The organism is [Collinsella] massiliensis (assembly GCF_002161605.1).
Taxonomy (GTDB): domain Bacteria; phylum Actinomycetota; class Coriobacteriia; order Coriobacteriales; family Coriobacteriaceae; genus Enorma.
On the sequence record NZ_NFIE01000006.1, the window covers coordinates 108,751 to 120,686 of the forward strand.

At 68.0% G+C, this 11,936-nt stretch carries 8 protein-coding genes and 1 tRNA gene; 8 read left to right on the forward strand and 1 reads right to left on the reverse strand.

What is annotated here, in order from left to right; translation table 11 throughout:
• The first annotated feature begins 67 nt into the window (after window positions 1-67).
• The 8 genes from B5G02_RS03785 (at window position 68) to B5G02_RS03820 (ending at window position 11,551) form a co-directional block, all read left to right on the forward strand.
• On the forward strand, window positions 68-2,260 hold the full coding sequence (locus B5G02_RS03785; protein ID WP_094335246.1) for an alpha-galactosidase: 2,193 nt from the start codon (window positions 68-70) through the stop codon (window positions 2,258-2,260).
• A gap of 77 nt (window positions 2,261-2,337) precedes the next feature.
• Entirely contained in the window at window positions 2,338-4,293 is a 1,956-nt protein-coding gene (locus B5G02_RS03790) for a BMP family ABC transporter substrate-binding protein (protein ID WP_094335247.1), read from the forward strand.
• Window positions 4,290-4,880 (forward strand): metallophosphoesterase family protein, encoded by a 591-nt coding sequence (locus tag B5G02_RS03795; RefSeq protein ID WP_094335248.1) that lies wholly within the window; start codon window positions 4,290-4,292, stop codon window positions 4,878-4,880. Before B5G02_RS03790 ends, B5G02_RS03795 begins: the two co-directional genes overlap by 4 nt.
• A 145-nt stretch (window positions 4,881-5,025) precedes the next feature.
• Window positions 5,026-5,109: transfer RNA gene (locus B5G02_RS03800), tRNA-Leu, on the forward strand.
• 98 nt (window positions 5,110-5,207) lie between these two features.
• Complete coding sequence (gene tig / locus B5G02_RS03805) at window positions 5,208-6,539, forward strand: trigger factor (RefSeq protein ID WP_094335249.1); 1,332 nt, start codon at window positions 5,208-5,210, stop codon at window positions 6,537-6,539.
• Window positions 6,540-6,670: 131 nt separating this feature from the next.
• Complete coding sequence (locus tag B5G02_RS03810; RefSeq protein ID WP_094335250.1) at window positions 6,671-7,294, forward strand: ATP-dependent Clp protease proteolytic subunit; 624 nt, start codon at window positions 6,671-6,673, stop codon at window positions 7,292-7,294.
• Window positions 7,294-8,745, forward strand: a complete 1,452-nt coding sequence (gene clpX / locus B5G02_RS03815) for an ATP-dependent Clp protease ATP-binding subunit ClpX (protein WP_094335251.1) — start codon at window positions 7,294-7,296, stop codon at window positions 8,743-8,745. Before B5G02_RS03810 ends, clpX begins: the two co-directional genes overlap by 1 nt.
• Before the next feature lie 70 nt (window positions 8,746-8,815).
• Complete coding sequence (locus B5G02_RS03820; RefSeq protein ID WP_094335258.1) at window positions 8,816-11,551, forward strand: valine--tRNA ligase; 2,736 nt, start codon at window positions 8,816-8,818, stop codon at window positions 11,549-11,551.
• On the opposite strand, the gene B5G02_RS03825 is transcribed toward B5G02_RS03820, so the two are convergent.
• Window positions 11,548-11,936, reverse strand: a 389-nt coding sequence (locus B5G02_RS03825; protein ID WP_143758281.1) for an integrase core domain-containing protein, incomplete at its 5' end; no start/stop codon positions are given. The two genes, B5G02_RS03820 and B5G02_RS03825, sit on opposite strands and share 4 nt — an antisense overlap.

The window sequence follows — 11,936 nt, forward strand, 5'->3', positions numbered from 1 at the left end:
TTACCCCGGCCGGGCTGCGCCCCGACCGGGGCTTCGCACGAATATCTTGCTCGAAAGGCTGGCTATCATGCCCATCAGCTTCGACGAATCCACCCGCGTCTTCACGCTCAACACCCGATCGACCACCTACCAGATGCTTGCGGACTCCTACGGCTTCCTGCTGCATCTCTACTACGGCAGGCGCTCGGACGGCTTCATGGCCTATCTCGTGACGTATGCGGACCGCAGCGGCATGTGCGGCTGCCCCTACGATGTGAACGACCGCACCTACTCGCTCGACGTCCTGCCGCAGGAGTACCCGTTCCAGGGTGCGGGCGACATGCGCAGCCCGCTGCTCGTGGTGCGCGACGAGAGTGGCGCCTTCGGGTGCGACCTGCGCTACGACGGCTACGAGATCCGTCCGGGCAAGTACGCCCTGCCGGGCCTGCCGGCGGTTTACAGCGATGACGAGGCGGACGGCGCCGAGACCCTCATGGTGCGCCTGCGCGATGCGCGGCTGGGACTTGTGGTCGAGCTCCTCTACGGCGTCATGCCCGAGCTCGACGTCATCACCCGCGCCGCCGTGATCAGGAACGAGGGCACCGGGCGCATCACCGTCGACCGGGCGCAGACCGCCTGCCTCGACTTCGTGAACGGCGACTTCGACGTCATCTCGTTCCACGGTCGCCACGCCATGGAGCGCATCCCCGATCGGCACCGCGTGGGCCACGGCACGTTCTCGGTGGGGAGCCGCCGCGGCATGTCGTCGAACCAGTACAGCCCGGTCATGCTGCTCTGCGACCACGACGCCACGGAATCGACCGGCCGCGCCTGGGGCATGAACTTCGTGTACAGCGGCGGCTTCGAGGCCGAGGTGACCGGCGAGCAGTTCGACCAGACCCGCATGCAGATGGGCCTTTCGGACGACCGCTTCTCCTATCCCTTGGAGCCCGGCGAGCAGCTCGTGGCGCCCGAGGTCATCATGACGTACTCGAGCGAGGGCATCGAGCGCGTGTCGCAGAACTTCCACCGCTGCATCCGCACGCGCGTGTGCCGCGGCATCTGGCGCGACGCCGCCCGCCCCGTGCTCATCAACAGCTGGGAGGCGTTCTACTTCGACTTCACGGGCGAGTGCCTCGTGAAGCTCGCGGAGCGCGCCGCGAGCCTGGGCATCGAGATGCTCGTCATGGACGACGGCTGGTTCTCCACGCGCCGCGACGACCTGCGCGCGCTCGGCGACTGGACGGTGAACGAGGGGAAGCTCGGCGGGACGCTCGCCGAGCTCGTCGACCGGGTGAACGCCCTGGGCGTGAAGTTCGGCATCTGGGTGGAGCCCGAGATGGTGAGCGAGGACAGCGAGCTGTACCGCGAGCATCCCGACTGGGTGCTCGCCGTGCCCGGCAAGGGCCCCGTGCTCGGCCGTGACCAACTCGTGCTCGACCTCTCGCGCGAGGAGGTGCGCGACAACCTCTTCGAGCAGCTCTGCCGCGTGCTCGACCAGGCGAACATCGAGTACGTGAAGTGGGATTACAACCGCAGCATCGTCGATACGTACTCGCGCGCCTCGAGCGACCAGGGCAAGGTGCTCTACGACTACATGCTCGGCCTCTACGACCTGCTCGAGCGCCTCGTCGAGCGCTATCCGAAGATCCTGTTCGAGGGATGCTCCGCGGGCGGCGGCCGCTTCGACGCGGGCATGCTCTACTACATGCCGCAGATCTGGACGAGCGACAACACCGACGCCGTCAACCGCTTGAAGATCCAGTACGGCACCTCGTTCGGCTTCCCGAGCTCCGCCATGGGCGCGCACGTCTCGGCCTGCCCGAACGAGATCAACGGCCGCAGCGTCCCGCTCACCACGCGCGGCATCACGGCCATGCAGGGCGCGGCCTTCGGCTACGAGCTCGACCTCATGAAGCTCCCGGAGCGCGCCTGCGAGCACATCCGCCGGCAGGTGAAGCGCTTCCACGAGATCGAGCCCATCGTGCGCGAGGGGCTCCTGTACCGCCTCGACTCGCCGCAGACGGACGCGATCTGCGCATGGGAGTACGTGACCGAGGACGGCTCGCAGGCCGTGGTGAGCGCGGTGCGCCTCGAGGTTGAGGGCTACGGCGTGGCGAACTACGTGGTGCCGCGCGGGCTCACCCCGGGCGCGAGCTACCGCGACCTGGATTCCGGCGTGGTGTACCCGGCGGATGCCCTCATGGACATGGGCATGCCGCTGCCCGTGCGGCTCGAGGCGAACGCCGCGGTGATGTACCGCTTCGAGCGCGTGGACTAGCGCCCGCCTGTGGCCGGCGGCCCGGCTCGCCTGACCGGGTCGCCGGCGTGACCGTTCGCGATTGAGAAGGGGAGCCTATGCTCGATGATTATCGCCGGGCGCGCAAGCTCGCGGTCAGGCAGCTGCAGGAGGACGTCGAGGCGGGGCGCTACCCCTACCTGCCCGCGCTCGACGACATCCTGAAGGGCGAGGGCTGCCAGGGGGAGATCCCCATCGGCACCACCGAGATCGACATCGCCCTCATCGCGGGCACGCGCACGCACGGCCGCCAGAACAGCTTCGCCACGAACTTCATGCCCCTGCCCGAGGCCTCGAGCGAGTTCGCGATGAAGTGGAGCGACCTCATCGATTCCCAACGCGAGGAGGGCATCCGCGACCCCATCCTCGTCTACGAGTTCTTCCAGCGCTTCTACGTGCAGGAGGGCAACAAGCGCGTCTCGGTGCTGCGCTTTTTAGGGCAGCCGACCATCACGGCGCAGGTCGTCCGCGTGGTACCCATGGCGTCGGACTCCAAGGCGTACCGCGTCTACCAGGAGTTCATGCGCTTCTACAGCGTCGCGCCCATCTACGGCATCGTGCTCACCGAGGAGGGCTCCTACGCGAAGCTCGCCGCCTTCGCCGGGCGCGACCTCGAGGAGGTGTGGCCGGACGAGGTGGTGCACGACCTGCGCCAGGCGTTCGACTCCTTCCTCATGGCGTTCAAGAAACACGGCGGCGAGCACCTGGGCGTGACGCCGGGCGACGCGTTCCTCGTCTACCTCAAGATCTTCGGCTTCCATCAGGCGGTCGAATCGCTCCCGAGCGAGGTGTCGCGCCATGTGGCGCGCATCTGGGACGAGTTCGTCGTGGCGCGCGACGGCGGCAAGGTCGCTTACCTGGAGGACCCCGCCGAGGGCAAGACGCCCGTCATCAGCGAGCTCAAGAGCCTCTTGCCCGTGAGCTCCTACAAGCCCTTCCGCGTCTCGTTCATCTACGAGCGCTCGCCCGAGACCGACGGGTGGTGCGCCCTGCACGACAAGGGCAGGGTCATGCTCGAGCGCTACATGGGCTCCACGGTGGAGACGCGCGCCCATCCCTTCTGCGCGGAGGACGACGTCTTCGACGAGGCGGTCGACCGCGCGATCGCCGCGGGCTCCGACCTCGTGGTGACGATCTCGCCCACGCAGATGCATTCCTGCCTGCGCGCGGCCGTCCTGCATCCGGACACGCCCTTCATCAACTGCTCCGTGAGCCTCTCGCACAGCGCGGTGCGCACGTTCAGCGGCCGGCTCTACGAGGCGAAGTTCCTGCTCGGCGCGCTCGCGGCGACCCTTGCGGAGAACCATCGCATCGGGTATGTGGCGGAGGTGCCGACCTTCGGCAGCGTCTCGGCGATCAACGCCTTCGCCATCGGGGCGGCCATGGTCGACCCCGCCTCGACCATCTACCTCAAGTGGTTCTCGGCGAAGGACTACGACTGGAAGCGCGAGCTCGCGGAGACGGACGTGCGCATCGTCTCGGCGCGCGACTACCTCGACCCGCGCGCGCCCGACGAGCCGTGGGGCCTCTACCGCATCGAGGACGACGGCACCTCCACGCACCTCGCCGAGCCCGTCTGGAAGTGGGGGCGCTACTACCGGCTCATCGTCCAGTCCATCCGCAACCAGACCTGGAAGCGCGTGGGGGAGTCCATCTCCGGCGCCGCGCTCAACTACTGGTGGGGCATGTCGGCCGGCATCCTCGACGTGCGTCTCTCCGATGCGCTGACCTACGGCCAGCGCACGCTCATCGACGTCCTGCGCCAGTCCATCCTGACGCACCGCATCGACCCGTTCGCCGGCGAGCTCGTGAGTCAGGAGGGCGTCGTGCAGCTCGATGGGGCGGGGCGCCTGCCGAGCTCCGAGATAGTGCGGATGCGCTGGCTCAACGCCAACGTCGTGGGGCGCCTGCCCGAGCAGCGCGAGCTCTCCTGGAACGGCCTCGAGCAGGTCGAGGTGAGCGGCCTCATCCCGCTCGACGTGGAGAAGCTGCCCCATAAGGGGACGACATCATGAGGATCCTCGCCATCTCGGACACCGAGGAGGACCGCCTCACGACGCGCGCCGGCCTCGAGGCGCTCGGCCCGCTCGACTTCATCGTGTCGTGCGGCGACCTCCCCGCGACGTACCTCGAGACGATCGTCACGCTCGCGAACGTGCCCTTGCTCTACGTGCCGGGCAACCATGACACTTCGTACGCGGAGCACCCGCCGCTCGGGTGCACGCCCATCGACGGGAAGCTCATCTCGTGCTGCGGCCTGCGCATCGTCGGCCTCGGGGGGTCGCTGCGCTACAACGACCGCGTCTACGGCTTCACGGAGCAGGAGATGCGCTGGCGCATGTACAAGATCGCGCTGCGGGCGAAGTGGTCGGGCGGCGCGGACCTCATGGTGACGCATGCCCCGCCGCGCGGCTTCGGCGACCTCGACGACTACCCGCACCGGGGCTTCGAATCGTTCAACGTGGCGCTCGACATGCTCCGGCCGCGCCTGCTCGTCCACGGCCACGTGCACATGGAGTACGGCCGCATCGAGCGCGAGCGCGACCACCCGTCGGGCGCGCGCCTCGTGAACGCCTGCGGCTCGCGGATCATCGAATTCTGAGCGCGCGTCCCCGCGCCCGGCGCCCGCGCGCGCCCGGGCGGGGGGGGCGCCGCATGTGGGCGCGGCGTGTGAGCGCGCCCGCGCGCGAGCTTTACCGTGTGCACGCAGGCGGTATCTGCTATCATACGAGAGCTGTGCGCGACACGCGGGCGTGGCGGAATTGGTAGACGCGCTGGATTTAGGTTCCAGTGGGCTTCCCGTGAAGGTTCGAGTCCTTTCGCCCGCACCAGCGCAGGCGCCCCTCGGGGCTTCCGTCGCACGCGGCGGTGAGAGAGAAAAACAGGTTCCAGCGCCTGAGGCTATGCTGGGTAGGTTAGAGGAGGAACGTTGAACATCACTGCATCTGACGTCGAGAACGGCATCCTGACCGCGACGGTGACCATCCCCGCCGCCGACGTCGACGACGCGATCAAGAAGGCCTATCGCGATGCCGCCAAGCGGTACAACTTCCCGGGCTTCCGCCGCGGCAAGGCCCCGCGCCCGGTCATCGACCGCATGCTCGGCGAGGGCGCCGTGCTCGCGATCGCGACCGAGGACGCGGTGAACGCCGTCGCGCCCGAGATCCTCGAGGACCTCGACATCGTCCCCGTCAAGGACGGCGAGTTCAAGGTCGACGCCATCGTCAAGGACCACGAGGACTTCACCTTCTCGGTCGACTACAAGATGCGCCCCGAGCCCGTGCTCTCGTCCTACGAGCCCGTCTCCATCGAGATGCCGCCCGCCGAGGTCACCGACGCCGAGATCGACGCCCAGATCAACATGCTTCTGGCCTACCAGGTGAAGTTCGAGGACGTCGAGGATCGCGGCGTGGAGGCCGAGGACTTCGTCACCGTCGACATCAAGGACGTGAAGAACGCTGAGTCCCTCGCTGGCGAGGGCCGCGCGGTCTTCGTGGGCTCCGGCTCGATGCCCGAGGCCGTCGAGGAGGGCCTCAAGGGCATGAAGGCCGGCGAGTCCAAGGAGATCTCCTGGACGCCTGAGGGCGAGGACGCCGAGGAGGCCACGGTCGAGGTCACCGTCAAGTCCATCCGCGCCCGCATCACCCCCGAGCTCACCGACGAGCTCGCCAAGGAGACCTTCGGTTTCGACAGCGTCGAGGCCATGCGCGACGCCGTGAAGCTCGAGATCGAGCAGGACAAGCAGTCCCGCCTGCCCGGCATCAAGGAGAGCCGCTGCGTGGCCGCCCTCGCCGAGCGCCTCGAGCTCGAGGAGATGGACGAGGACTACGAGCAGTCCGTCTTCCAGGAGCTCGGCCAGCAGTTCCTCTCGAACCTCTCCGCGCGCGGCATGAGCCTCGACCAGTGGCTCCAGGCCAACCGTCTCACTTCCGATCAGTTCATCTCCGACCTGCACCACCAGGCCGACGACGTCGCCCGCGAGTCGCTCGCCCTCGACGCGCTCGCCCGCGAGCTCAAGATCGAGGTCACCGACGAGGACATCGACGCCGAGTTCGAGCGCGCCGGCGTGGAGGACGTCGAGGCCTCGAAGGCCAGCTTCGTCACCGAGGGCCGCATGCCCGCCGTGCGCGACTCCATCCGCCGCTCCAAGGCCTGCGACTGGCTCGTCGAGAACGCCCAGGTGACCGAGGTCGACGAGGTGGCCCGCGCCGCCGAGGGCGAGGAGAGCGAGGAGGGCGCCTCCGAGGAGGCCGCCGAGTAGCGGTATAGCCTTCCCCCGATATGGGTACCGTCCCGTATCGGTAAACCGACGTATTCGTACGGTGGTCGACCGCGCCCGGCGCAGGTTCCGGCCACCGTACGCGTTTCTCGAACCTTGAAGGAAGGAGCCCCATGATTTCCCGGATCGATTCCGCCCTCGTCCCCTATGTCATCGAGCAGACGCCGCGGGGCGAGCGCAGCTACGACATCTACTCGCGCCTCCTGAACGACCGCATCGTCTTTCTGGGCGAGGAGATCAACTCCGTGACGGCGAACCTCGTGATCGCCCAGCTCCTGCATCTTGAGAGCCAGGACGCGGAGAAGGACATCTCGCTCTACATCAACTCGCCCGGCGGCGAGGTGTACTCGGGCCTCGCGATCCTCGACACCATGAACTTCATCAAGCCCGACGTCTCGACCATCTGCGTGGGCATGGCGGCTTCCATGGCCGCGGTGCTGCTCGCGTGCGGCGCGCGCGGCAAGCGCTTCTGCCTGCCGAACTCCATGGTGATGATCCACCAGCCGAGCGGCGGCGCCCAGGGCCAGCAGACCGAGATCGAGATCGTGGCGCAGGAGATCAAGGAGACGCGCCACAACCTCAACCGCATCCTCGCCGACGCGACCGGCCAGTCCATCAAGAAGGTCGAGCGCGACACCGAGCGCGACCACTACCTGCGCGCCGACGCCGCCCTGGAGTACGGCCTCGTCGACCGCATCATCGCGTCCCGCTCCGACGCTCAGAAGGGTGCTGAGTAATGGCCAGGGACACGCATACCATGCCGCCGCGGGGGCCGCACGACCCGAGCATGCCCGCCAACCCCATCCGCTGCTCGTTCTGCGGCAAGGAGCAGGGGCAGGTCCGCAAGCTCGTGAAGGGCCCCACCAACACCTACATCTGCGATGAGTGCGTGGCCGCCTGCGTCGAGATCCTCGAGGAGTCGCTCGCGAGCGACTTCATGGCCGAGCACCCCGACTTCGATCCCGGCCTGTACGGCGACCTGCGCCACGCGTTCGCCGCGGACGCCGAGGAGGCGGAGGCCGTCGAGGAGGAGCCCGAGCAGAAGCAGGTCATCAGCCGCGTGCCCACGCCGCACGAGATTTACGACGAGCTCTCCCAGTACGTGATGGGGCAGGAAGATGCCAAGCGCGCCATGTCCGTCGCCGTCTACAACCACTACCGCCGCGTGCTCGAGGGCGGTGCCGCCGAGGGCGCGCGCGACGAGAGCGACGGCATGACGCCCCTGGAGCCGCTCGGCAAGCACTCCGCGCCTGCGGACGACCTCTCGGCTGTGGAACTCGCGAAGTCGAACATCCTCTTGCTCGGGCCCACCGGCACGGGCAAGACGCTCCTCGCGCAGACGCTCGCCCGCATCCTCGAGGTGCCGTTCGCCATCGCGGACGCCACGGCCTTGACCGAGGCGGGCTACGTGGGCGAGGACGTGGAGAACATCCTGCTCAAGCTCATCACCGCGGCGGACGGCGACATCTCCCGCGCCGAGGTGGGCATCATCTACATCGACGAGATCGACAAGATCGCGCGCAAGGCGGAGAACCTCTCCATCACGCGCGACGTCTCCGGCGAGGGCGTGCAGCAGGCGCTGCTCAAGATCCTCGAGGGCACCGTCGCGAGCGTGCCGCCCCAGGGCGGCCGCAAGCACCCCCAGCAGGAGCTGCTGCAGATCGACACCACGAACATCCTGTTCATCTGCGGCGGCGCGTTCGTGGGCCTCGACAAGATCGTGGCCGACCGCGTGGGCAACAAGGGCATCGGCTTCAACTCCGAGATTGCCGGCCCCAGCTCCACCGACGAGAACGACCTGCTGCGCCAGGTGCTGCCGCAGGACCTGAACGCCTTCGGCATGATCCCCGAGTTCATCGGCCGCACGCCCGTCATCACCGAGACGCGCGCGCTCGACGAGGACGACCTCGTGCGGATCCTCACCGAGCCCCGCAACGCCATCGTGAAGCAGTATCGCCGCATGTTCCAGCTCGAGGGCGTGGACCTCGAGTTCGAGCCCGAGGCCCTGCGCGAGGTGGCCCGCATGGCGCTCGCCCGCAAGACCGGCGCGCGCGGCCTGCGCTCCATCTGCGAGGACGTGCTCCAGCAGACGATGTTCGACCTGCCGAGCGAGCAGGGCGTGGCGAAGGTCGTCGTCACCGCCGCGGCCGTCCGCGGCGAGGAGCAGCCGCTCCGCGTGGCCGCCTAACCCCACCTGATAAAATGGTGTCAGTCACCTTTTTATCACGTCCAGATCACCAAGGAAGGGATTGACCTCCATGGAAGAGATGCCGAAGACCTACGATCCGCAGGAGACGGAGCCCAAGATCTTGGCGAAGTGGCTCGGCGGCGGGTACTACCGTCGCAGCCCCGAGCGCCGTCCGGGCGCGGGCGACTGCACGATCGTCATTCCGCCGCCGAACGTGACCGGCAAGCTCCACATGGGGCACGCCCTCGACGACTCCATCCAGGATGCCATCGTGCGCTGCGCGCGCATGCGCGGCAAGTCCACGCGCTGGATCTTCGGCACCGACCACGCCGGCATCGCCACGCAGACGAAGGTCGATAAGAAGCTGAAGGCCGAGGGCGTGAGCCGCCTCGAGCTGGGGCGCGAGAAGTTCATCGACGCCTGCTGGGACTGGACGCACGAGTACGGCGGCATCATCCAGCAGCAGATCCGCCGCATGGGCTGCTCCATCGACTTCGAGGACGAGCGCTTCACCATGGACCCGGAGTACGCCCACGCCGTGCGCCGCGTGTTCTGCGACTGGTACCACGACGGCCTCATCTACCGCGGCAAGCGCATCGTGAACTGGTGCCCGAGCTGCACGACCGCCATCTCGGACGACGAGGCGGAGTACAAGGATGAGCACGGCCACCTGTGGTACCTGCGCTACCCGCTCACCGAGCCCGTGGATGGCCAGGAGTACATCGTCGTGGCCACGACGCGCCCCGAGACCATGCTCGGCGACACGGGCGTGGCCGTGAGCCCGAAGGACCCGGAGAAGGCGGCGTTCGTCGGCAAGACCGTGAAGCTGCCCATCGTCGACCGCGAGATCCCCATCTTCTCCGACTACCACGTGGACGCGGGCTTCGGCACCGGCTTCGTGAAGGTCACGCCCGCCCACGACCCGAACGACTACGCCATGGGCCAGGCGCACGACCTGCCGCAGATCAACATCTTCGACGAGCACGCCGTCGTGGTCGACGGCTACGGCGCGTTCTCCGGCATGACGCGCGACGAGTGCCGCGAGGCCGTCGTCGCCTGGTTCGAGGAGCACGGCCTGCTCGACCACATCGAGGAGCACGACCACTCCGTCATGCACTGCTACCGCTGCGACACCACGCTCGAGCCCTGGCTCTCCGAGCAGTGGTTCGTGGCCGTGGACAAGCTCAAGGGGCCGGCCATCGAGGCGGTGACCTCGGGCAAGGTGCGCTTCAACGCCGATCGTTGGAAGCAGAGCTACCTCACGTGGATGGAGAACCTCAAGGACTGGTGCATCTCGCGCCAGCTGTGGTGGGGCCACCGCATCCCGGTCTTCTACTGCGAGGACTGCGGCTGGGAGGACGCCCTCATGGAGGACACCGACGTGTGCCCGAAGTGCGGCGGCCACCATGTGCACCAGGACGAGAACGTGCTCGACACCTGGTTCAGCTCGCAGCTGTGGACGTTCGCCACGCAGGGCTGGCCGGAGCACCCCGAGCGCCTCGAGGGGCACCATCCCACCACGGCGCTCGTCACCGCGCGCGACATCATCGCGCTCTGGGTGGCGCGCATGATCATGAGCTCGCTCTACTTCCTGGACGAGGTGCCGTTCCACGACGTCGTGATCTACCCCACGGTGCTCGCCAAGGACGGCAGCCGCATGTCCAAGAGCAAGGGCAACGGCGTCGACCCCATGGACCTCATGGACATGTACGGCGCGGACGCCATGCGCTTCAACCTGCTCTCGCTCTTCACCGCGAACCAGGACGTGCGCTTCGACGCCGACTTCGACAAGGACAAGCGCTTCATCGGCTCCGCCCGCACCGAGCAGGCGAAGGCCTTCATCACGAAGATCTGGAACGCGAGCCGCTTTTTGCTCATGAACATGGAGGGCTACACGCCTGGCGCGCCGTGCGCGGAGACGCCGGCCGACGCCTGGATGCTCTCCCGCCTGGCCAAGACCGTGACCGCGGTGACCGAGGGTATCGAGCACTACGCGTTCGGCGATGTGGCGCGCACCGTCCAGAGCTTCTTCTGGAACGAGGTGTGCGACTGGTACATCGAGGTCACGAAGACGCGGCTGAACGGCCTGGGCGAGGACGGTGCGGCCGAGCGCCTGCAGGCGCAGCGCAACCTCATCTTCGTCCTCGACACGAGTCTGCGCCTCATGCACCCGCTCATGCCGTTCGCGACCGAGGCCATCTGGGACGCCATGCCGGTGAGCTGGCTCGACATCGACCCCGAGACGGGGGAGGGCGAGAAGGCCGCCGCGCTCATGGTGGCCGAGTGGCCGGAGCCCGAGCGCTTCGCCGCCTACATCGACGACGCGGGCGAGCACGCCTTCGAGCTCGCGCGCGCCGTGGTGACGGACGTGCGCTCGACGCGCGCCCGCTACCGCATCAGCCCCAAGGAGCAGCTCGACGTGACCATCCGCGCGACGTCGCAGGAGGTCGCCGATGCCATCGATGGCATGGGGGCGTTTATCTGCATGTTCGCGCGCGTGGGGCAGCTCGGCATCACGACCGACGAGATCGCCGAGAAGCCCGCGGGCTCGATCGTGCTCACCGGCCCCGATTTCGACGCCTACGTGTTCGTGGGCGACCTTGTGGACTTCGCGGCCGAGCGCGCGCGCATCGAGAAGACCATCGCAAAGGCCGAGAAGGAGCTTGCCGGCGTGCGCAAGACCCTTGCGAACGAGGGCTTTATCGCCAAGGCCGCGCCCGATGTCGTGGCCAAGAAGCGCGAGCGCGCGGAGGAGCTCGAGGCGCAGCTCGAGGCGCTCGCCGCCCAGCTCGCCGACTTCGCCTAGCTGTTGTGTGCCAATAGGTTGTTTACGCCGACGATGCGCGACATGGGCGGCAGGCCCCCGCACGCGCTGTGCGGACGGTCCCAATTGTAGCGCTCGATGAAGGCGGGCAGGGCCTCGGCCCTGCCCGCCTCGCTGTCCCACGCCCTGCCGTACTGCCACTCCTGCGCGAGCGTCCGGTTCATCCGCTCGACCTTGCCGTTCTGCCAGGGGCTGTAGGGGCGCGTGCAGGGGTGGCGGACCCCCTCGGACGCCAGGAGCGCGTTGAACTCGCGGCTGTGGTACCCCGGGCCGTTGTCGGTCATCACGCGCTCGACCGCGACCCCGAGCCCCGCGAAGAAGGCGAGGCAGCGGGACATGAACGCCGAGCAGGTGCCCTTCCGCTCGT

Bases quoted from the DNA above. Each gene is read 5' to 3' on its own strand.
- B5G02_RS03795 (WP_094335248.1), top strand. From the start codon at position 4,290: ATGAGGATCCTCGCCATCTCGGACACCGAGGAGGACCGCCTCACGACG.
- B5G02_RS03785 (WP_094335246.1), top strand. From the start codon at position 68: ATGCCCATCAGCTTCGACGAATCCACCCGCGTCTTCACGCTCAACACC.
- B5G02_RS03790 (WP_094335247.1), top strand. From the start codon at position 2,338: ATGCTCGATGATTATCGCCGGGCGCGCAAGCTCGCGGTCAGGCAGCTG.
- B5G02_RS03810 (WP_094335250.1), top strand. From the start codon at position 6,671: ATGATTTCCCGGATCGATTCCGCCCTCGTCCCCTATGTCATCGAGCAG.
- B5G02_RS03820 (WP_094335258.1), top strand. From the start codon at position 8,816: ATGGAAGAGATGCCGAAGACCTACGATCCGCAGGAGACGGAGCCCAAG.
- clpX (WP_094335251.1), top strand. From the start codon at position 7,294: ATGGCCAGGGACACGCATACCATGCCGCCGCGGGGGCCGCACGACCCG.